Below are 20,042 nucleotides of genomic sequence, written 5' to 3'. Positions count from 1 at the left end.
GGCGGCGGCCGCCGCAAACCCGCCGACACCGGTGAGGCCGGCTCCGACGAGGATTCGAAATTGCGCCGCTGACCGCCGCCGCGCTCTGGTCCAGCGCCGCAGCCGGCTGCGGACCGAAGTTGTGGAAGCTGCGTTGCCGGATCTGGGGTGAGGAGTCGAGGGCATCCCGGTGACCTTGCGTTCAATGAGTTCCGGCTAGGTTGCTGTGCCAAAATCCCGCAGCGTCGACGATGGGCGGGGATCCGGCCGTGGAGGTCTGCGTTCGTCGATCGGCTAACGCGCGATTCGCCTGCTTGAGCGCCTGCGTCACGCGCTCCCGGCTCGCCGAGTCGCCAAGTTGTTCGAACAGCGCGTCCGCGAGTCTCAGCTCGCGTACGGCGGCCGAAAGCCGCGAGGCGTCGTTGTCGCTCTCCTGACCGGATCGGATGAGGACCTCACCGAGTTCGAAGGCGGCACAAGCCTCCATCCATCGGTCGTCGCAGGTCGACAAGCTCTGCCGAGCCTCCTCGAGCCGCAGGATCGCATCGCTGAGGCGGTCAGCGGTCCGATAGGAGCGTCCCGCTTCCAGACGGCACCAGGCGACGCCGTACCGATGCCGCATCTGCCCGAACAGCTCCATCGCTCGATCGGCGGTCATTCTGCTCTGCTCGAGACGGTCGGCTTGGCGGAGCACCCGCGCCAGCAGCAACTCGATCCACGCCGCCCAGAGCCGTTGGCCGAGTTCGCGGGCGATCTCGAGGGCTTCGGCCAGGATCTGCTCCGCATCGGCGTCCTCATGTCGCGAAGGCGAGCCGTCGGCGATGACGAGCGCCTTGGCCCACAGCAAACTCGGGCGCAATCGTCTGGCGACCTCGGCCGGCAGATCGAGCGACAATCCTTCGTCGACGATCTTGAGCGCCTCCGCGGTGTGACCCATCTTTCCGAGCATGATGGCGGTCTCGCGGTACACGCGAGCCAACTCGGATCGCTCGTCGATGGAGTCTGCGACCTCGGCGGCCTCGGCCAAGACCTTCTGCGCGTCGGCGAACTGGTGCTTGCGCCGGTAGAGCTTGCCCATGCAGCGCAAGGCGCGTACGTCGGCCTCCGGAAACGCGGCGCCACGTGCCTGCTTGCACAGGGCCAGCGCGTCATCGACACCGCCGAGTTCAGTGCGTACCTCAGCCAGCGCGGCGAGGGCCAGCCGTTCGCCCTTCTGCGCCGCTTCCAGCCGATTGCGGGCACTCGTCGATCCGGCGCCCCCCGCAGTGCGGTCGACCTCGGCTTCCGCGCGCGCGATGGTCTCCCTCGCCAGGGTCAGGGCATCCAGCGCGTAGTTCTGGGATCGAGTGAGATATCCCTTCTCCAGTGCCGGGTAGACCTGCCCGGTAAGGATCTCCCGGATCTCGCGCAGGTCTCGTGTGCCTCGTGCGCGCCGCGCCTGCTTCAGCCGCTCCTTCGCCACATCCGCGCGCGTGGCGAATGGCGACGACGGGTCTCGTGCGCGAAGACGGGCATACTCGTGAACCTGTTCCAGGATTCTGTATTCGGTTGCCCCGGTGGCATCGTTCATGATCGTTTCGAGCAGGCCCACGGTGGCGAGCCGGTCCGACAACCGCCAGGCGACCGCCTCCTCGTCGTTGGGAAGGCCCAGCAACGTGGCGAGCATCCACGGTTCGAAGACCCGTTCCTCCAGCAGCCCGAGTGCGACGAGGGCGTTCTGCTCCTGCTCAGTCAGCAACGCGAAGCTGAAGTCGAAGACGCCCGAAGCCTTGTTCCGCGGCTTCATCCGGACGGTCTCCATCCCTTCCGCGGCTCGCGCCAAGCTCCAATGCGGCCGTGCCACAAGTGCCGCGCCGGCAAGCCGGATCGCCAACGGTGATCCACCGCACCGCTTGACGATCTCCCTCGCGGCGTCCGCATCCGCGTTCGGGTCCGCTCCGGAGGTCGGCTGGAGGCGCTGCTCGCCGATGATGCTGACAAGCAGTGTGAGCGAATCCTCGGGGGACAAGGCCGCTACCGGGATCACGTGCCAGTCGGGGAGGGAAACCGCCTTGCGAGAGGTGACGATCACGCCGGACGCCGGACCGCTGGGCAGCAGGTTCTTCACGGCCGCCGCGTTCGGCACGTTGTCCAGCAACACGAGTACGCCACGACGCGACTTGGAGGTCAGCGCCCGGAAGCGTTCGATGCAGCCCTCGAGGGTGTTCGGCACTGCCGTTCCGCCGCGCTGGAGCGCCTGGATGAAGTCCTTGAGGATCGCCTTGGTGACGGCGTCGCGCGAACTGTCCCGCAGATGGGCGGCGCCGACGGTGGCGAACAGCACGCCGCCGGCGTAATGACTGGTGACGCTGCGAGCCGCGTCGACTGCCAAGGTGGTCTTGCCGAGACCGGGCTCGCCGACGATCTGAACAAGTCGCGGTCGCGAGTCTCGACGGAGCGAAACCAGGTACTCCCTGAGCTTCGACAGCTGAATGCTCCGCCCGACCGTGGGCGGCGCCGGTGGCAGCATGGAGGGGACGATCACTTCGCTGGAACGCCACTCCGACAAGACCGACCACGCAGCGAAGATCATCAGCAGGACGAGCGGCCCCAATATCGTGAAGAGACGCAGCGCGGGATGCGAATTGCCGTCGTTGGGGGTCTGCGCAAAGGCCATGTACGATACCGCGAAGAGCGGGAGCGGTGCCGCGAGGATCATGAGTCGGCGTCGCATGCGACGACCCCCTATCGCTTGAGTACGCTCACGATCCCACACCGGCGCCAAGACCACATCCACGGCGTTGTCGGAACGGAATGCGGCGATTCGCTTCCGGCCTGCAGCTTTGCAGATCAACTGTCCACATGCCGACGCTGACTAGCCGAACGTTCAACCCATCCATGTCTGAATGAACTTCCCCGTTCGCCGGAGCGAACATGAACGAGACTATCGTCCTTGTTGGACGGTTCCGGTATTCGGAATTCGTCTTGTAGTCCGGATTCGGGCCACCTGGCCAGGATGTCGATCATGACCGTGGTCAGGGCCGCCGCCCGGCCAACGCAGCCGGGCAGGCATCCCTCGAAGCGGTGAGCGATCTTCCCTCTCGCGAGGGATCCAACTTCCGCGCTGCGCCGCTTGGCTGGCTGTATGACCATTCGCACCGCGTGGGCCGCTGCCCATACGCCGGTCGCCGGAGTGCCTCGATGGGCCCGGATCGCCGCCGTGATCGTCCCGTTGACCGTCGTCCCGTCGAGTCTGTGGCGCATCTCCGGCTGGACGCTGCAGCTGCCGATCGTCTACGGCGGTCCGGCCGTCCTCGCCGGCGACGACCGTACGCTCGGCATGCCGACCAGCGTCTACGTCGTGCTGCTGTCGATCTTCTCCGAGGCGGTCGCGTTCGCCGCGGTCGGGCTCGTCGCGCGGTGGGGCGAGGTGTTTCCACGGTGGCTTCCCGGCCTGCGGGGTCGCCGCGTGCCGCCGCTCGCCGCGGTCGTTCCGGCCGCCGCCGGGGCCGCCTTGCTCACCGCCATCTGGACGGCGGCGATCGTGACGGTGCCGTTCTCGCGAACCATCACCGGCCAGCCGATGACCGCCCCCGACCCGTTGACCATGCATCACTGGAAAGGCATTCTCGCCATCGCCATGTACCTGCCGCTGGTGTTGTGGGGTCCGCTGCTCGGCGCGCTGACGGTGGCGTACTGGCGGCGACGCCGGGCCGCATCGGCTGCCGGATAGGCTGGTTCGATGTCCTGGCGCCGCCTGCTCGACCCGTTGCGCACGGTGGGTCGTCGCGGCGTCTACCTGCTGCTCGGCAGCGTCATCGCGACCCCGTACGCCGTGCTCGGCTGGGCGCTAGCCCAAGTGTGGCGCACCAACGGGGCGGCGGTCGCGCTGTCGCTCATCGTCGTCGGGGCAGCGATCGGGCTAACCCCGGCGCTGCTCCCGGCGACTCGCGGGTTGCAGATCGCTGCCGCGCGTACGCTGCTCGACGTCGACCTGCCCGATCCGCTGCCGGACGCCCGGCTGGATCAGCAGACGCGGCTGCGGGCGGCGTTGTGGTACTTCCTGCACGTCGGCGGCGGTGCGGTGCTCGGCGCCGGGCTCGTCATCGTGCTGCCGGCCGGACCGGTGCTGGCGGTGTCCTACAACGCCGCGGTCGGCTTGGCGATCACCGCCGCCGAGGTCACCGTCGCGGCGTACGCGGTCGCCGGGCTGGGCGCGCTGGCAAGGTTGATGGCGCCGGTGCTGCTCGGCCCGTCCGCCGTCGAACGGATCCGGGCGCTGGAGGAGCGGCAGGAACTCCTGCTCGAACACAACCGCCTGGCCCGGGAGCTGCATGACTCGGTGGGGCACGCGCTGACGGTCGCGGTCGTGCAGGCCGGGGCGGCCCGGGAACTGCTGCGTACCGATCCGGAGTTCGCCGAGCGGGCGCTGGCCGCCATCGAGGAACGCAGCCGGGAGGCCGCCGCCGATCTGGATCACGTGCTCGGCCTGCTGCGTCGCGACCGCCTGCGCGAGGACGCCCCGAGCGGCGACATCGCCGGCCTCGCCGCCCATGCGAAGATCACCGGAGATCTCGGGCGGCTGCCTGGCGTCGTACGCCGGGAGGCGTACCGGATCGTCCAGGAGGGACTCACGAACGCCGCCCGGCACGCGGACGACGCGTACCCGCAGGTGATCGTGGTAGTGGGCGATCGGACCGTGACTGTCGAGATCACCAACGCGCTCGGCGGCGGCCCGCGGATCCCGCGCTCCGGCGGCGGCCGCGGCCTGTCCGGCCTGCGCGAGCGGGTCGCGTTGCTGGGCGGGCGGATCGAGGCGGGACCGATCGAGGGGGCGAGATGGCGGGTGACGGCGTGGCTGCCGTACGCGTAGCACTGGTGGACGACGACGAGCTGATCCGGGTGGGGCTGGCGGCCATCATCGGCGCCGCGCCGGACATGACCGTGGTCGGGACGGGCGCGGACGGCGCCGACGTGCCGGACCTCGTCGCCCGGCACCGGCCGGACGTGCTGCTCATCGACGTGCGGATGCCGTTGGTCGACGGGATCTCGGCGACCGAGCGGCTGCTCGCGGTGTCGGCTCGACCGCCGAAGATCATCGTCATCACCACCTTCGAGAACGACGACTACGTCTATGCCGCGCTGCGCGCCGGGGCGAGCGGCTTCCTGCTCAAACGGTCCCGTCCAGCCGAGGTGCTGGAGGCGATCCGGGTCGCGGCGGCGGGCGAATCGCTGGTGTTCCCGGCGGCCCTGCGCGCGATGATCGCCGGTCACGCCCGGCCGAAGCCGCTGCCCGCCCAGCTCACCGAGCGCGAGGCGGAGATCCTGCGGCTGATCGCCAGTGGACTGTCCAATGCGGAGATCGCGGCACGGCTGGTGGTCAGCGTGGAGACGGTCAAGACCCATGTGGCGAATCTGCTGGCCAAGCTCGGTGCGCGCGACCGCACCCAGGCGGTGATCGCCGCGTACGAGTCGGGGTTCGTCACGCCCGGCGGCTGATCTCCCCCAGCCGGGCCGGTCAAGCTCCCTCGCGCGAGGGAACCCCTGGCCCCGGCGTTCGACGACTGTGGACGCATGACGATCTTCAAAGACCGCCTGGCCACCATCTACCTCTCGCTCTACGCGCTGCTCGCCCTGGGCTGGGCGGTCACCGGCGCCGGCTTCCCGTTCGGCGCCGGCGACGGTCACAACGCCACCCATCTGCTGCGGGCCGCCGACCCGCGGATCGCCGCGCCGATCTTCGCAGTGGCCCTGCTCGGCGTGGCGGTCACCGCCTTCGCCCTCGACGCACAGCCAGTGGTACGCCTGACGGGGGTGGCCCGCACGGCGGTCCTCGCCGGCGGCTGGACGGCGGTCGCCGGGCTCATCGTCGTGATGACCGACGCCCGGCTGCTCATGGTCGCCGGATACGCCCCGATTCTGATCATCGGTACGCCGTTCGGCGTGTGGAGCAAGTTCGATCCATCCGATGTGTTCAATTGGGCGCTGCTCAACGAGGTGCTCTGCGTGGTCGCCGGCCTGCTGTTGGCGCGTACGCTGCTGCGCTGGCAGCGGCTCACCCGGAACGCCTGCGTGGAGTGCGGCGGAGCCGGGAGCTTCACCAGCCGAGCCACCGCCACACGGTGGGGCCGCTGGGTCGTCTACGTCGCCGCCGCCACCCCCATGGTGTACGCCCTGTTCCGCTTCGCCTGGATCTTCAACGTCGGACTGGGCGGGGTCCACTCGTCCGACATCCCGGAGTTGAAGAGCAACGGGGCGTACTGGGTCGGGTTGGGCCTGGGCGCGGCGGCCACCATCGGCGCGATCCTCACCGTAGGACTGATCCGGCCCTGGGGCGAACGCTTCCCGCGCTGGATGATCGGGTTGGCCGGCAAGCGCGTACCGATCAAGCTGGCCACCATCCCGGCCGCCGCCGTCGGCATCATGGCGTTCGTGGCGACCCCCGGCGTGTTCGTCTTCCAGGGCGCGGACGCCGTGCGCGAGGTCTCCCCCGTCTTGTTCTGGCCGCCGTGGGGCGTCGCGCTGGTGCTCGCCGCCGTCGGCTACCACCTGCGCCGGCGCGGCCAATGCCCCACCTGCGCCCGCGACTGACACCCGCCTGTCCGGACCCCCTTCTGCCCGCCCTCCCCCTTCGGCTTTGGGCGCCGGATCAGGGATCTCGTTCCATCCTGATTGCCGCAGGTGGAACCGTGTTGCGTGATGGTGCGGGTGGGTGCTCAGCCAGCTCACCGGCTGTGGATCTTCGTGATGATCTTTAGTCGCCGATTCGTTAGCGGCACATGCGGCGTGGCGTCACCACATAAGGCGAGCCCTCGGCAGATTGCTGTGGTTTGTGAAGACAACACCAATCCGCGCCGAGGGCTCGCCTGCTGTCTACCAGGTCAAGCTGAACCTGTCGAGCGCCACCGTCACCGCCGTCGTCCGGGCGATCACCCTCTACCGCACCACGGTCGGATCCCGGTGGCGTAAGAAGACCGACTATCAGGCGGCGCTGATCGTGCTCGGGCACCTGCGCCACGACCAACGCCTGGCCGACCTGGGCGGTGGCAACGACGTGTCAGCGTCGACCGTGCGTCGCTGGGTCCAGCAGGTCATCACGATCCTGGCCGCCCGAGCACCCCGCCTGGACCGGGTCTTGCACCGCGCCGCACGCACCGGCGTCGAATATGTACTGCTCGACGCCACCCTCATCCGGTCCACCCGCCGACACGGCCCGGCCGGACGCAACACCTACAGCGGCAAACACCACGCCCACGGACTGCAATTCACGGCCCTGGTCAGCCCCGCCGGACACCTGCTATGGCTGTCCAAAGCCCGACCTGGACGCACCCACGACGCCACCGCCGCCCGCGCCGACCGGCTACCCGCCCAGCTCCAGCGCTCCGGCCTGGCCGCCATCGCCGACCTCGCCTACAGCGGCCTGGCCAAAGACGCCAACCACGACCCCGACCAGCCGATCATCATCACCGGCCGCCGGCCCCACCCCAACCGGCCGCTGACCGCCACCGAAACCTTCACCAACCAGGTCATCAACGCCGAACGCGCCGCCAACGAGCACCCCTTCGGCTACCTGAAAAACTGGCGCATCCTGACCTGCCTGCGCATGCGCCACCGCAACGCCACCAGACTCCTGCGAGCCCTGATGATCCTCACCCAGATCGAAAACCCACGATGAACCCACCCGGGCAAAAGATCTCCACAAAGATCATCGGGTGGTGAGCTGCCCCCACAGCCCACCACCCGAATCACGCAACACACAACCACCTGCAGCGTTCAGGATGAAACGAGATCAGGGATCTGGGTCGAATCTTGGACCGTGATTCGACCCAGATCCCTGATCCGCCCGCGTAGCCAGCAGAGCCCGCGTGGCCGCCAGAGCCCGCGTAGCCGGCAGAGCAGGCTTGGGCTGCCGGGTCCGGCGGCGTAGCGGTCTAGGCCAGGTCGGGGCGGAGTTCGAAGACCTGGACCTCGTCGAGATTGGAGTCGCCGAAGGTGCCGATGTCCGGGTGGCGATAGGTCGCCAGCAGGTCCATGCCCTGCTCGGGCCGGTAGCCGCGGCCGGGGTCGCCGATGAGGACCCGCCCGCCGGCGGCCAGCACCCGCCGCAGGTACGGCAGGAGGACCGCGGCGATCTCCTCGTTGTAGAACGCGTCGCCGACCAGGACGACGTCGGCCTCGTAGCCGGTCCCACCCAGCATGTCGCCCAGGTGCGGCGTCACCTCGGTGGCGTTGGCCTCGGCGTTGACGCTGATCGACGCCACGGCGAGCGGATCGATGTCGTTGGCCACGACGTGGGCGCCGGCGCGGGCGGCGGCGATGGCGGCCAGCCCGGAGCCGGAGCCGATGTCCAGTACCGACTGGCCGCGGACCGCCTCGGGGTTGTCGAGGAGGTAGCGGGCGACGGCCTGCCCACCTGCCCAGGCGGACGCCCAGAACGGTGCGGGCAGCGGCATCTTCGCCGCCGCCTCCAGCCGCGCCCAGAACAGGATGGCGTCGACGGCCAGGTAGAGGCTGATCTCCGGGACCAGCGCCACTGGGGTGAAGACGAGCTGGTCTCCGGTGGGGTCCTCGGCCGAGGCGTCGGCGAACATTCCGCTGAGGAATTGCCGTGCGGTGGCCGGGCTCTGGATCTCAACTGGGATGATTATGTCGGACACGATGCCCCCTTCGACTCGATGTGGGGCTACGGTGGACGGGTGCGGACTGGTCAAAGTGATACGGCCTTCGTTCTCTTTCGCAGGTCTAAATTCCGCACCCGAATGGGAGACGGCACATGGCAACGGGAACCGTGAAGTGGTTCAACGCCGACAAGGGGTTCGGCTTCATCCAGCAGGACGACGGCGGCCCTGACGTTTTCGTGCACTACTCAGCCATTGCCAGCAGTGGCTACCGGCAGCTCGACGAGGGCCAGAAGGTCCAGTTCGAGGTCAAGCAAGGACAGAAGGGCCCGCAGGCGGACAACGTCACCGCCATTTAGCATAGATCGTCGCGGGGCCGGCCGAGGCCGGCCCCGCGACTTTTGCCTCACGGCGCGTCATGAGGGCAGGTCAAGCCCGCGTCCGGTCACGGTGATCGCTCACACCCTGGTAACACGCCGGCTGCTGAAGTGGTCCCCATGACGCAGGTGGACACGGCACAGACCAGGCAGGACATCGGCCGCCGCGAGGCCGGCTCGGTGACCTGGCAAACGCGCATCCGCGCCGTCCTCCGGCCGGGACCGTGGAAGCGCGGCCTGGTGCTCGCCGCCCTGGCCCTGTTGCTGGGCCTGCTCCTGCTGCTGCACGGGCAAGTCCCCAATCGGGTCGGGAACATCGGCAGCCTGGTGGAGACCTTCCTGCCCTGGCTGGGCGCGTTCGTTCCGGTGCTGCTGGCCGGGGCGTTGTGGCGCCGATCCGCCTCCGCCCTGGCCGCGTTGCTGCTGCCCGTCGTGGTGTGGCTGAGCCTCTTCGGCCCACTGCTCGGCGACAAATCCCACCCCGGCAGCGACCTCACGGTGGCCGAGCACAACGTCGGCGCGGAGAATCCCGACCCGGCCGGCACCGCCCGCGAGCTGGCCGCCACCGGGGTGGACGTGCTGGCCCTGGTCGAGCTGACCGAGCAGGACCTGGGCACGTACGAGCGGGGGCTGGCGGAGGCGTACCCGCATCATGAGGTGCTGGGGACCGTCGGGCTGTGGAGCAAGCTGCCGCTGTCGGACGTGCAGCCGGTCGACACCCAGCAGGATGCCGGGCCGCTGGCGAGCACGAAGCCGGCCGAGGTCACGCTGACCTACCTGCGGGCGCTCCGTGCCACGGTCGTCACCGACCATGGTCCGCTGGCGGTGTATGTGGCTCACCTGGGATCCGCGCGGGTGACACCCGAGGTGGGTTTCTCGACGGACTCGCGGGACAGGAACGCGCAGGCGCTCGGTGCGGCCCTCGCTGCCGAGCAGAACCCGCGGGTGATGTTGCTCGCAGACATGAACGGCACCGTGGACGACCGTGCCTTCGCCGGAGTCACCGCGCAGATGACCTCGGCCCAGACCAGCGCCGGCGACGGCTTCGGCTTCAGCTGGCCGGCGGCGTTCCCGGTGGTGCGGATCGATCAGATCCTGGTCAGAGGCTTGAAGCCGACGGCCTCCTGGGTTCTGCCGGCCACCAGCAGCGATCATCTTCCGGTGGCGGCCGGGATCAGCTGGTGAACCCCGTGGGATCGCTCAACCGGGATAGTCGCCGTCGGGTGTCCGGTAGCACGGGGAGACCACGATGACGGCGAGCCCGTGGTTGCCTTTGCCGCTGCTGACGGTGGCGGTGTATCCGGCCTCGTCGCGCAGGTTGAGTTCACCGCCGACGCCGTCGCCGAAATCATGGCTGCTGCTGACGGCGTACCCGTGGCTGGTGAGCTGGTCGCGCAGAGCCGCGAGCGCGACGCGGTGCTGTGCCCCGTCGAGCAGGACGCTGTCGGTGGCGGTGACCTGGTATTCGGGCCCGCTGCCGCCGCACGGCGCGGGTCCGATCTTGGCCTGGGTGGGGTCGTGACCGGCCGCCGGGGCCGCCACGGCGAGCGCGGCGACGATCGTGGTCAGCCGGCTCTGCACCTGGGCCTGCGTGTCGGCGAGGGTGGCGGTGGGCACGGTGGGCATCGTGTCGTCCTTCGTGGTGCAGGCGGCCAGAGTGATCATGACGGTCAGGGCGGTGAGGGTTCGGCCCACGAGGGCGGTCACGGCGCGTGACCGTGGTCGAGGGTGACATGGTCGTAGTCGCCGATGACGACCCGGCTGATGTTGGCCAGGCTCTGGCTGTCGGCGGCCCAGTAGCCGCTGTGGCCGGAGGTGTCGACGTGGAATCGGTTGGCCCCGAAGCTGGGGTCGGTCGGCTCGTTGTCGTGGATGCCCCAGATGCTGCCCAGCGGGCCGGCGATCGGGTCGTTCTCGGCCGCGCCGGCCCACACGTGCTGCGGGTCGATCTGCAGGTCGGCCACGGTGTTGACGTCCATGCCGGGGCTGCCGGCGGTGATGATGTCGTCGGCGGCCAGGCCGTTGCCGTCGTGCGCGGCGTTGCCGACGACGGTGCTGCCGTAGCTGTGGCCGAGCACGCTGGTGTGGGCCGAGCCGTTGCCGTGTGTGACGTGCAGGCCGTCGACGAATCCGTCGAGCAGCGGGGCGCCGGCCTCGGCACGCTTGTGGCTGATCGCCGACCAGTCGGCTTCCGGGGCGTCGTAGCCGAGCCAGGCGATGACGCTGACGCTTTCGCCGGTGCCGACGGCTTGCGCGTACGCGCCTCGCTGCATGGTGGTGGCGCGGTCGATCTCGCCGGTCATGCCGTCCAGTGTCGTCCCCACGCCGGGCACGAGCACGCAGGTGTTGGCCGCGTCGTCGGGATTGCCGACGGCCACGATCGCCCGGCCGTCCCCGGAGTTGTCGATGCCGAGCAGGAACAGCTGCTCGTTCGGGTCGCCGTATTCGTTGCGTTCGAGCCGGTCGAGCAGCCGCCGGCTGCGTTCGAGGTCGCGCTCGTCGCCGTCACCCGTGGTCAGCTCGGCCAGGTGCGAGCGCAGAGCCAGCCGGTTGGCGGTGTCGCGGTCGGTGGCGGGCAGCCCGTCGAGGTTGCCGACCACCTGCGGGTACGCGTCGAGGTAGAGCTGCCGCTGCTGGTCGCTCAGGCCCTTCCACCAGTCGGCGACCCGCTGCGGGCTGCTACCGGGCGGGGGCACGCGTTTGGGGTCGACGCCGAGCCAGACGGCGACGTCTTCGGCCGCGTCGGACATCCGGTTCCAGTCGTCGGCACCGGTCTTGCCCTGCCCGTCGGGGCGCAACCCGGCCAGTACGCCGGCCACCTGGTCGTCGAGCTGTCCCGCCCGTTTCACGACCGCCGCGATCCGGTCGGTCCACGCGTCGGCGGCCGAGCCGTCCTCGTCATGGGCGGGCCGGGCGACGCCGTCCTCGCCGACGCGGAACCCCGCGGTCCGGGCCGCTTCGACCTCGTCGTGCAGCGCCGACTGAAGCTGGGCGAAGCGCGACGACGCCTCGTCCAGGACGACGTCGATCAGCCGCGCGGTCCGGGCTCGGATCTCGAACTGGTCGTCGACGGTGTCCGCCTGCGGAAGGGCGGCCGAGGCGGCCGGGCCGGCCCAGCCCGAGCGGCGCAGCGGCCCGATGAGGGTCTGCACCGACCGGTCCTCCAGCGCGGCCGCCTGCCGCCCGTACGCCTGCCACGCGTCGGCGGCCTGACCGAGCGCGACGAACCGGGTGTCGCGCAGCTCGACGAAGCCGCCGGTCATCGCAGCGTCCCGAAGTCCGCCGCGCTCGCGGCGTCGGCGTGCGCGTAGTTGTCCGCCGACTTCTGCAGCCCGTCGGCCAAGCCGGTCAGCTGCCCGCCGAACGCCGTCTCCTCACGATCCCAGAGGTCCATCAGCTCGGTCAGCGCCCGGCCGGTCGACCAGTCCCGCAACGCGCCGGCGGCGTACGCCATGTCGTCGGACACGTCGCGCAGCGCGCTCTTCGCCTGCCCGGCCAGCTCGGTCGTGCTGGCGGCCGCCGATCGCAGCACCTCCGGGGAGACCCGGACCTCGGCGGCGGACCGATCTCCGTTCACGATCATGAGCCAGACCGTAGGCGGTCACATCGAAGATCACCATCCCCTGTGGATAACCCGAGAGACCTAGTCGCCATACCGGTCAGGGCGCGGAGATCAGCCCCTGCTGGTACGCGTACCCGACCGCCTGGGCCCGATCGCGTACGCCGATCTTGGCGAGCAGGTGGTTGATGTGGGTCTTCACCGTCGCCTCGGTGACGAACAGCCGCGTGGCGATCTCGGTGTTGGACAGCCCTTCGGCGATGAGCGTGAGGACTTCGGTCTCCCGGGGCGTCAGCGAACCCGGCGACGGCGCGGACACCGCCGACACCAGGTGGTGCTGGACGGCCGGATCCAGGACCGCCTGATTGTCGTGGACGCGCCGCAGCGCCTCGTGGATCTCCTGCCCGCCGGCGTCCTTCGTGAGATAGCCGCGCGCTCCGGCACGCAACGCCTCCAGCACCGAACGGTCGTCGGAATAGGTCGTGAGCACCACGACCTTGACCTCCGGGTACGCCGCCCGCAGCCGCCGGGTGGCCTCGACGCCGTCGCAGCGCGGCATGCGCAGATCCATCAGCACGATGTCCGGACGCAGCTCGGCGACCAGCGCCACCGCCTCGTCCCCGTCGGCCGCCGATCCGACGACCTCGACGTCGGGCAGCAGCCCGAGCACCAGGGCCAGGCCCTCGCGGACCACCCGTTGATCGTCGGCGATCAGGACGCGCATCAGGCCGGCACCCCCAACTCGACCCGGAATCCGGTCGCCGTCGGGCCGGTGATCAGCGAGCCGCCGAGCAGCTCGGCGCGTTCCCGCATCCCGGTCAGCCCGTAGCCCTCGCCGGGTTTGGGCGTCGCGTCGGCCGGCGGTGGAACGCCGAAGTCCTCGACCACGAGACGGGTCAGCCGCTCCTCGTACGCCAGCGTCATCTCGACCCGTTCCGGCTGGGCGTGGCGCGTGACGTTGGTCAGCGATTCCTGGGCCACCCGGAAGACGGCGACCCGCGCTTCCGCGCCGAGCGCGTACGCCGCACCGGAGACCGTGTATCGGCAGGTGATCCCATGCGCTTCGGTGAAACCGGCGGCCAGCCCGCCGAGCCCTTCGGGGCCGGGCAGTTCGTCGCCGCGCAGCATCCCGATCGCCCGGCGTGCCTCGTCCAGCCCCGATTTCGCCAGGTGATGCGCACGTTCGACGGCGTGCGGCAGCCGTGGATCGGCGGCGTCCTCGGCGGCCAGCATCCGCGCGCCTTCCAACTGGAGGATGAGACCGGACAGTGAATGCGCGAGGACGTCGTGCATCTCGCGGGCCAGCCGCTCCCGCTCGGCCAGCCCGGCGGCGCGTGCCTCCGCCGCCCGGCTCTCCTCCAGCTCGGCGAGCAACTGCTGCGTACGACGATGGGCCTCCCGCAGCCGCAGCGCGAGGAAGAACATGCCGTAGAAGGCGCCGATCATCACCGCGTTCAGCAGGCTCTCGGCGACCGACCGGTGCAGCAGGGTCGTCGCGAGCAACCCGAGCGAGACCAGGGCCAGCACCGCCAGGAGAACCGAGGCCCGGCCGCGCAGGCGCGGCGCCAGCATCGAGACCCCGACGAAGATCCCGGCGATCGCGGCGCCTGATTGCAGCCACGTCAAGGCGCCCGACGCGGCCAGCAGTCCCACCGCGAACACCAGCGGAACCGGCCTCGCCCGCCAGAGGGTCGCCACGACGCCGGCACTGGCGACGACGAACAGGGCGAACGCCAGGCCCACCACGTCCAGGCCCGGGGTGGGAGTGGAGGTGGCGACGCTCCAGATCACGACGAGCAGCACCACCGGCACCAGCAGCCGCAGCCAGCGCATCACCGGCTCCCGTTGGAGCTGGGAGCCGTCGAAGGCGGCTGGCGTGGACACGGATCGACCTTACGACGATCACCGGGGAGGCCGCCTCCAACCGGGGGTGGAGAACAAGCTCCACTCCCACGCCGAAGACCACGACGGCCGAAACCGGGAGCCTTTTCGGCATGCGTACCGTCAGACTCCTCGCGGCCGGCTACCTCGGCCTCAGCATCCTCACCTTCGCCGCGGTCATCGCACTGCGCGGCCACACCGACATCGTCACCGACGCCGTCTGGGTGCGTACCTTCCTCGTCGTCCTCAGCGCCCTGGCCATCACCTACTTCGCGGCCCGCGCCGCGAGAGGGTCACGACCGGCGCTGAAGCGGCTGCGCATCCTGTCCGGCGTCATGACGGTGGCCATCGTCGTCATCGTGGCCCTGCCGGGACTGTTCCCCGGCTGGCTTCGCATCGAGCAGGCCGTCTGCGGCGTACTGCTGCTGACGGTGTTCCTGCGCAGCCCGCGCGCCTTCGCCGAACTCGAACCGCAGGAAGCCTGATCCGCCGCGTCAGGCGGTTCGGCCACCACGCCAGCGGTAGAGATGCTCCGGACGGCCGGTCGATCCGTACCGCAGATTCAGCTCGATCCGCCCGCTGTGCGCGAGATCCGCGAGATACCGCTGCGCGGTCGCCCGGGAGACACCGGTCACGTCGGCCACGTCGATCGCCGTGACCGGTCCCGGCGCGGCGCGCAGCGCCTCGAGGATGCGCTGCGCGGTCACCGCCGACCGGCCCTTCGGCAGCGCGCCCGTGGGCGCGTCCGCGTCGTGCAGCATGGCCACCGCCCGGTCGATCTCGGCCTGGTCCAGGTCGCGGTCCCCGGCCAGATGGCCGCGGAATCGGGCGTACGCCAAGAGCCGTTCCCAGAGCTGGGCGGCGGTGAACGGCTTCACCAGATAGTTGAGCGCCCCGGTCGACAACGCGGAGCGAACGGAGCCGGCGTCGCCGGCGGCGGTGAGCATGATGACGTCGGCGTCGAGCCGCCGGACGATCCCGGTGCCCAGACCGTCGGGCAGATACTGGTCGAGCAGCACCAGCTCGGGGCGCAGCCGCTCACAATCGGCGACCGCGGCGGCGGCCGTGTGGGCGACGCCCACCGAGCCGAATCCCGGCACCTTGTCCACGAAGGACGAATGCAGCGCCGCCACCCGGAAGTCGTCGTCGACGACGAGTACGCCGATCACGACGCCTCCCAGGCCAGCGCGGCGGCCGGGCTGAGCACGCCGGGCAGCTCGGCGACGAAGACCGCGCCACCTTCCTCGCCGGGCGGGCCCAGGCGTACGTCGCCGCCGTGGTGACGAGCGGTGCGGCGAGCCAGGGCCAGTCCCAGCCCGCTGCCCGGTGAGTCCTTCGTGGACACTCCCGGCGCGAACGGATCCGGCAGCGTCACCCCGTCCCCGCTGTCGGCGACGTAGACGTGCAGGTCGCCGTCGTGGGCGAGCAGGCTGACCTCGACCCACCCCGGCTGGCGTACGCCCATCGCCGCCGCCCGGATCGCGTTGTCCACCAGGTTGCCCAACACGGTGACGACGTCCAGCGGCGAGGTCAGCCGACCGGGAACCCAGGTGTCCTCCCCCAGCCGAAGGCTCACCCCGGCTTCGGAGGCGACGGCGCTCTTCGCCGCGAGCAGCCCGTCCAGGTACGGGTCGCCGACCTCGCCCGGCGGCGCCCCGGCCGCCTCGGTCGCCGACAGCTCCCGCATGTACGCCCGCGCCCGGTCGACCTCGCCCAGTTGCAGCAACCCGTCGAGGGTGTGCAGCCGGTTGGTGTGCTCGTGCGCCTGCGCCCGCAGCGCATCCGTCAACGCACGGGTCGCCTCCAGCTCGCGGGCCATGTCGTCGAGGTTGGTGTGGTCGCGCAGCGTCAGCACGGTGCCGAGATCCTGGCCGCCGCGCTGCACCGGCCGCCGGGTCACCACCACCACCCGTTCGCCGAGCATCCGCAGCCCGCTGGTCAGCGACGACCGGTCCTCGAGGAGGGCACGGATCTCGTCGGTGGCCGGTGATCCCGGGGTGACCGGCTGAGTCAGCAGCTTGGCGGCCTGTTCGGTGCACACCCCTACCCGGCCGGCGACGTCGACGGCCAGCACCCCGTCGCGTACGCCTTCGAGGACGGCGACCTGTTCGCGTACCAGATCAGCCAGATCGGCAGGCTCGAGGCCGAGGGTGCGCCGCTTGAGCCGGACCGCGAGCAGGGCTGCTCCGCCGACCCCGACGGCGAGCGAGAGGACGGTGAAGCCGATGGCCCCAGGGAGGATCTGGTCGAGGCGGTCGCCGATTTGATCGGCGTGGATGCCGACGCTGACCTCGCCCACGATGGCGCCGGTCGAGTCACGCAGCGGCACCTTGCCGCGCGCGGACAGGCCGAGCGTGCCGCGCTCGATATTGGCTTGCTCGCTGCCCTGGAGCGGACCGGTCGGATCGGTGCTGACCCGCTGGCCGATGCGGTCCGGTTCCTTGTGCGAGAAGCGGATGCCGTCGGCGTCGGTGATCACGACGAACAAGGCCTCGGTCGCCTCCCGGACCCGCTCGGCGTAGGCCTGGACCGGCCCGTCGACGTCGGGCCGGCCGGTGCGGACCTGATCGCCGAGCCCGGGTTCCTGCGCGACCGACCGCGCGATCGCGAGCACCCGCTCCTTGTACTGCTCCTCGATCTCATACCGCAGCAGCAGCACGGCGAGGGCGAAGCCGGCCGCCGCCACGATGGCGACCACGACCACCTGCAGCAGCATCGTCTGCGTGGCCAGGCGGAGGGGGCGGCGGCTCATGCCGTCAAACTACCTGGGAAAACGCGGTGAGCAGAATGCGCAGAACGCCATCTACGTAACTTGGCCGCGCAATGGACGAAACCGCGCGGAAACCTTTCGGTCACCTCTACGGTCTGCCGCTATGACCCAGACCACATCCGCCATCCGGCTGCAACGGGCGACCAAGGTGTTCCCCGCGGCCGGGGGCGGCACCTTCACCGCCATGCGCGAGGTCACCCTCGACGTCGCGCCGGGCGAGTTCGTCACCGTGGTCGGCCCGACCGGCTGCGGCAAGTCCACCACGCTGGCGCTGATCTCCGGGCTGGAACCGGCCAGCGCGGGCGAGGTCGCCGTCGCCGGTACGCCGGTCACCGGCCTCCCCGGCAAGGTCGGCTACATGTTCCAGCAGGACGCGACGCTGCCGTGGCGGACGGTCGTCGACAACGTGGCCCTCGGCCTGCGGTATCGCGGGGTGCCCAAGGCACAGGCGCGCGAGCGGGCCCGGGAGTGGATCGATCGGGTCGGCCTGGGCGGCTTCGAGAAGTACTACCCGCATCAGTTGTCCGGCGGCATGCGCAAACGGGTCGCGATGGCCCAGACGTTGATCACCGAGCCGGAGATCCTGCTCATGGACGAGCCGTTCGGCGCGCTCGACGTGCAGACCCGGGAGCTGATGCAGGCCGAACTGCTGCGGCTGTGGGCCGGGACCGGCGCCGCGGTCGTCTTCGTCACCCACGACCTGACCGAGGCGATCGCGCTGGCCGACCGGGTCGTGGTGATGACCGCCGCCCCCGCCACCGTGAAGTCGATCGTCCCGGTGACGCTGCCCCGCCCGCGCGACGTCGAGGCCATCCGGCTCGACCCGGCGTTCCTCGACCTCTACCGCGAGGTCTGGAACTCGTTGCGCGAAGAAGTCGAGATCGCCCGCGAAAGGGGTGCCCGCCGTGGCTGACATCGGCATCGCACTGGCGGACAGCCGCGCCGCCGAGATCACCATCCGAACCCCGAAGGACCGCCGCTGGACCGTGTACGCCGGCCGCGTACTCCTGGTCGCGTTGTGGCTCGGGTCGTGGGAGATCGCCGGGACCTACTGGATCGACCCGTTCTTCTACTCCAAGCCGAGTCTGATCGGGCAGAAGCTGGTCGACTGGTTCACCGAGGGCACCTCCTACGGCAGCATCTGGCTCCAGATCAGCTACACCCTCCAGGAGGCGGTGTACGGGTTCGCCCTCGGCGCGATCGTCGGCGTGCTCCTCGGCGTCGTCCTGGGGCGGTCCCGGTTCCTGTCCGACGTGCTCGCGCCGTTCATCAAGGCCGCCAACGCCATCCCCCGGATCGTGCTGGCCTCGCTGTTCGTCATCTGGTTCGGCTTCGGCATGAGTTCGAAGGTGGCGACCGCGTTCGTGCTGGTCTTCTTCGGCGTCTTCTTCAACGCCTTCCAGGGCGCCCGGGAAGTACCGAAGGTCATCGACGACAACAGCCGCATCCTCGGCGCGTCCCGGCTGCAGATGATGCGTACCGTCGTGCTGCCCAGCGCAACCTCCTGGATCCTCGCCAGCCTGCACACCGCGTTCGGGTTCGCGTTGATCGGCGCGATCGTCGGCGAGTACACCGGGGCCGACAAGGGCCTCGGCATGCTCATCGCCCACTCGCAGGGCACCTTCGACTCGGCCGGCATCTACGCCGCCATGATCATCATGACCGCGCTGGCGCTGCTGGCCGAGGCGGTCCTCACCCTCGTCGAGCGCCGGCTCACCCGCTGGCAACCTCGCTGATCCCCCCTCTCTCACAAAGGATTCGCCATGCGTAAATCAATCGCACTGCTGGCCCTCCCGGCGCTGGTCCTGGGACTGTCGGCCTGCCGGGGCCAGTCGCCGGCGGCTCAGTCGGGCAGCGGCTCCACCGACAAGATCACGATCATGGTCGGCGGTCTGGACAAGGTGATCTACCTGCCGGCCAAGCTGACCGAGCAGCTCGGCTATTTCAAGGACGCCGGCATCACCGTCGACCTCAAGAGCGAACCGTCCGGCGCGGACGCCGAGACGATGATGCTGGCCGGTCAGGTGGACGGCGTCGTCGGCTTCTACGACCACACCGTCCACCTGCAGGCCAAGGGCAAGTGCGTCGAGAGCGTCGTGCAGTTCGCCGACGTGCCCGGCGAGGCGGAGGTCGTCGCGACGAGCAAAGCCGCGACGCTGTCCTCAGCCAAGGACTTCGCGGGCAAGAAGCTCGGCGTGACCAGCCCCGGCTCCTCGACCGACATGCTCACCCAAGCGCTGGCCGTCCGCAACGGCGTCCAGAAGTCGCAGTACACCACGGTCAAGGCGGGCGCGGGCGCCACCTTCATCGCCGCCATCGACAACGGCGGCATCGACGCCGGGATGACCACCGACCCGACGATCGCCAAGCTGGTCAGCACCGGCAAGGGCAAGGTCATCATCGACCTGCGTACCGAGGAGGGCACCAAGGCCGCCCTCGGCGGGCTCTACCCGGGCGCGTCGCTCTACATGCCGTGTGACTACGTGGCCGCCCACAAGGAAGCGATCCAGAAGCTGGCCACCGCGTTCGTCAAGACGCTGGCGTTCATCAACACCCACACCGCCGCCGAGATCGCCGCGAAGATGCCCGCCGACTACGCCGGTAGCGACGTGAAGCTCTACGAGCAGTCGATCAACGACTCCAAGGGCATGTTCACCGCCGACGGCGTCATGCCGGCCGACGGTCCGCAGACCGTGCTCGACGTGCTCAAGGAGTCCAACCCCGACGTGCAGAAGGCCGGATCGATCGACCTGAGCAAGACCTTCACCACGGACTTCGTCAAGGCCGCCGGCTGATCCGATCCACAACGCGCGCGGGGAGGACGGCGTCCTCCCCGCGCGCGTTCACCGTGCACCCAGACGTCCAGCCACTACTTCGCC

At 70.0% G+C, this 20,042-nt stretch carries 20 protein-coding genes; 11 read left to right on the top strand and 9 right to left on the bottom strand.

Annotation, left to right across the window (positions count from 1 at the left end):
- Window positions 1-181 precede the first annotated feature (181 nt).
- The gene (locus HDA40_RS39560; protein WP_253763954.1) at window positions 182-2,734 is read right to left on the bottom strand and encodes a tetratricopeptide repeat protein; all 2,553 of its coding nucleotides are present in this window, start codon (window positions 2,732-2,734) and stop codon (window positions 182-184) included.
- A 369-nt stretch (window positions 2,735-3,103) separates the two neighbouring features.
- Here HDA40_RS39560 and HDA40_RS39555 point away from each other — a divergent pair, with 369 nt between their 5' ends.
- From HDA40_RS39555 to HDA40_RS42400, 5 genes are all read left to right on the top strand, one after another.
- Window positions 3,104-3,691 carry a hypothetical protein gene (locus tag HDA40_RS39555; RefSeq protein WP_253763205.1) on the top strand — a complete coding sequence of 196 codons (588 nt, stop codon included), beginning with the start codon at window positions 3,104-3,106 and terminating at the stop codon, window positions 3,689-3,691.
- 9 nt (window positions 3,692-3,700) lie between these two features.
- Window positions 3,701-4,831, top strand: coding sequence for a sensor histidine kinase (locus HDA40_RS39550; RefSeq protein WP_253763204.1), 1,131 nt, complete (start codon window positions 3,701-3,703; stop codon window positions 4,829-4,831).
- Window positions 4,798-5,457, top strand: coding sequence for a response regulator (locus HDA40_RS39545; protein ID WP_253763203.1), 660 nt, complete (start codon window positions 4,798-4,800; stop codon window positions 5,455-5,457). Before HDA40_RS39550 ends, HDA40_RS39545 begins: the two co-directional genes overlap by 34 nt.
- A 75-nt stretch (window positions 5,458-5,532) precedes the next feature.
- A complete protein-coding gene (locus tag HDA40_RS39540) occupies window positions 5,533-6,549 on the top strand; it encodes a hypothetical protein (protein ID WP_253763202.1) in 1,017 nt (338 codons plus the stop codon).
- Window positions 6,550-6,790: 241 nt separating this feature from the next.
- Complete coding sequence (locus tag HDA40_RS42400; RefSeq protein ID WP_253755868.1) at window positions 6,791-7,633, top strand: transposase family protein; 843 nt, start codon at window positions 6,791-6,793, stop codon at window positions 7,631-7,633.
- A gap of 256 nt (window positions 7,634-7,889) precedes the next feature.
- On the opposite strand, the gene HDA40_RS39530 is transcribed toward HDA40_RS42400, so the two are convergent.
- Entirely contained in the window at window positions 7,890-8,615 is a 726-nt protein-coding gene (locus HDA40_RS39530; protein WP_253763201.1) for a class I SAM-dependent methyltransferase, read from the bottom strand.
- Between the two features lie 116 nt (window positions 8,616-8,731).
- On the opposite strand from HDA40_RS39530, the gene HDA40_RS39525 reads away from it, so the two are divergent.
- Both HDA40_RS39525 and HDA40_RS39520 read left to right on the top strand, forming a co-directional pair.
- The gene (locus HDA40_RS39525; protein ID WP_253763200.1) at window positions 8,732-8,935 is read left to right on the top strand and encodes a cold-shock protein; all 204 of its coding nucleotides are present in this window, start codon (window positions 8,732-8,734) and stop codon (window positions 8,933-8,935) included.
- 138 nt (window positions 8,936-9,073) lie between these two features.
- Window positions 9,074-10,138: an endonuclease/exonuclease/phosphatase family protein gene (locus HDA40_RS39520; RefSeq protein WP_253763199.1), complete on the top strand. Its 1,065-nt coding sequence runs from the start codon at window positions 9,074-9,076 to the stop codon at window positions 10,136-10,138.
- A gap of 15 nt (window positions 10,139-10,153) precedes the next feature.
- Here HDA40_RS39520 and HDA40_RS39515 read toward each other — a convergent pair whose 3' ends face one another.
- The 5 genes from HDA40_RS39515 to HDA40_RS39495 form a co-directional block, all read right to left on the bottom strand.
- Window positions 10,154-10,660 (bottom strand): hypothetical protein, encoded by a 507-nt coding sequence (locus tag HDA40_RS39515; protein WP_253763198.1) that lies wholly within the window; start codon window positions 10,658-10,660, stop codon window positions 10,154-10,156.
- On the bottom strand, window positions 10,657-12,216 hold the full coding sequence (locus tag HDA40_RS39510; RefSeq protein ID WP_253763197.1) for an alpha/beta hydrolase: 1,560 nt from the start codon (window positions 12,214-12,216) through the stop codon (window positions 10,657-10,659). Before HDA40_RS39510 ends, HDA40_RS39515 begins: the two co-directional genes overlap by 4 nt.
- On the bottom strand, window positions 12,213-12,536 hold the full coding sequence (locus HDA40_RS39505; RefSeq protein ID WP_253763196.1) for a WXG100 family type VII secretion target: 324 nt from the start codon (window positions 12,534-12,536) through the stop codon (window positions 12,213-12,215). Before HDA40_RS39505 ends, HDA40_RS39510 begins: the two co-directional genes overlap by 4 nt.
- Window positions 12,537-12,612: 76 nt before the next feature.
- Window positions 12,613-13,239: a response regulator gene (locus tag HDA40_RS39500; RefSeq protein WP_253763953.1), complete on the bottom strand. Its 627-nt coding sequence runs from the start codon at window positions 13,237-13,239 to the stop codon at window positions 12,613-12,615.
- A complete protein-coding gene (locus tag HDA40_RS39495) occupies window positions 13,236-14,396 on the bottom strand; it encodes a sensor histidine kinase (RefSeq protein ID WP_253763195.1) in 1,161 nt (386 codons plus the stop codon). The genes HDA40_RS39500 and HDA40_RS39495 overlap by 4 nt, the downstream gene beginning before the upstream one ends.
- Window positions 14,397-14,506: 110 nt before the next feature.
- Here HDA40_RS39495 and HDA40_RS39490 point away from each other — a divergent pair, with 110 nt between their 5' ends.
- Complete coding sequence (locus HDA40_RS39490) at window positions 14,507-14,878, top strand: hypothetical protein (protein WP_253763194.1); 372 nt, start codon at window positions 14,507-14,509, stop codon at window positions 14,876-14,878.
- A 9-nt stretch (window positions 14,879-14,887) separates the two neighbouring features.
- Here HDA40_RS39490 and HDA40_RS39485 read toward each other — a convergent pair whose 3' ends face one another.
- Complete coding sequence (locus tag HDA40_RS39485; protein ID WP_253763193.1) at window positions 14,888-15,562, bottom strand: response regulator; 675 nt, start codon at window positions 15,560-15,562, stop codon at window positions 14,888-14,890.
- The gene (locus HDA40_RS39480; protein WP_253763192.1) at window positions 15,559-17,145 is read right to left on the bottom strand and encodes a sensor histidine kinase; all 1,587 of its coding nucleotides are present in this window, start codon (window positions 17,143-17,145) and stop codon (window positions 15,559-15,561) included. The genes HDA40_RS39485 and HDA40_RS39480 overlap by 4 nt, the downstream gene beginning before the upstream one ends.
- 121 nt (window positions 17,146-17,266) lie before the next feature.
- On the opposite strand from HDA40_RS39480, the gene HDA40_RS39475 reads away from it, so the two are divergent.
- The 3 genes from HDA40_RS39475 to HDA40_RS39465 are packed head-to-tail and all read left to right on the top strand — an operon-like array spanning window position 17,267 to window position 19,958.
- On the top strand, window positions 17,267-18,076 hold the full coding sequence (locus tag HDA40_RS39475; protein ID WP_253763191.1) for an ABC transporter ATP-binding protein: 810 nt from the start codon (window positions 17,267-17,269) through the stop codon (window positions 18,074-18,076).
- On the top strand, window positions 18,069-18,899 hold the full coding sequence (locus HDA40_RS39470) for an ABC transporter permease (RefSeq protein WP_253763190.1): 831 nt from the start codon (window positions 18,069-18,071) through the stop codon (window positions 18,897-18,899). Before HDA40_RS39475 ends, HDA40_RS39470 begins: the two co-directional genes overlap by 8 nt.
- A 27-nt stretch (window positions 18,900-18,926) precedes the next feature.
- Window positions 18,927-19,958 carry an ABC transporter substrate-binding protein gene (locus tag HDA40_RS39465; protein ID WP_253763189.1) on the top strand — a complete coding sequence of 344 codons (1,032 nt, stop codon included), beginning with the start codon at window positions 18,927-18,929 and terminating at the stop codon, window positions 19,956-19,958.
- Window positions 19,959-20,042 lie beyond the last annotated feature (84 nt).

The sequence above is a fragment of the Hamadaea flava genome (assembly GCF_024172085.1).
In the GTDB taxonomy this organism is placed as follows: Bacteria; Actinomycetota; Actinomycetes; order Mycobacteriales; family Micromonosporaceae; genus Hamadaea; species Hamadaea flava.
Note: the sequence above shows the minus strand (reverse complement) of the source record. Positions and strands in the feature narration are given on the sequence as shown.

Excerpts from the sequence above, each read along its gene's own strand:
- HDA40_RS39525 (WP_253763200.1), top strand. The coding sequence starts at position 8,732 with ATGGCAACGGGAACCGTGAAGTGGTTCAACGCCGACAAGGGGTTCGGC.
- HDA40_RS39480 (WP_253763192.1), bottom strand. The coding sequence starts at position 17,145 with ATGAGCCGCCGCCCCCTCCGCCTGGCCACGCAGACGATGCTGCTGCAG.
- HDA40_RS39545 (WP_253763203.1), top strand. The coding sequence starts at position 4,798 with ATGGCGGGTGACGGCGTGGCTGCCGTACGCGTAGCACTGGTGGACGAC.
- HDA40_RS39540 (WP_253763202.1), top strand. The coding sequence starts at position 5,533 with ATGACGATCTTCAAAGACCGCCTGGCCACCATCTACCTCTCGCTCTAC.
- HDA40_RS39490 (WP_253763194.1), top strand. The coding sequence starts at position 14,507 with ATGCGTACCGTCAGACTCCTCGCGGCCGGCTACCTCGGCCTCAGCATC.
- HDA40_RS39505 (WP_253763196.1), bottom strand. The coding sequence starts at position 12,536 with ATGATCGTGAACGGAGATCGGTCCGCCGCCGAGGTCCGGGTCTCCCCG.
- HDA40_RS39510 (WP_253763197.1), bottom strand. The coding sequence starts at position 12,216 with ATGACCGGCGGCTTCGTCGAGCTGCGCGACACCCGGTTCGTCGCGCTC.
- HDA40_RS39465 (WP_253763189.1), top strand. The coding sequence starts at position 18,927 with ATGCGTAAATCAATCGCACTGCTGGCCCTCCCGGCGCTGGTCCTGGGA.
- HDA40_RS39475 (WP_253763191.1), top strand. The coding sequence starts at position 17,267 with ATGACCCAGACCACATCCGCCATCCGGCTGCAACGGGCGACCAAGGTG.
- HDA40_RS39555 (WP_253763205.1), top strand. The coding sequence starts at position 3,104 with ATGACCATTCGCACCGCGTGGGCCGCTGCCCATACGCCGGTCGCCGGA.
- HDA40_RS39520 (WP_253763199.1), top strand. The coding sequence starts at position 9,074 with ATGACGCAGGTGGACACGGCACAGACCAGGCAGGACATCGGCCGCCGC.
- HDA40_RS39550 (WP_253763204.1), top strand. The coding sequence starts at position 3,701 with ATGTCCTGGCGCCGCCTGCTCGACCCGTTGCGCACGGTGGGTCGTCGC.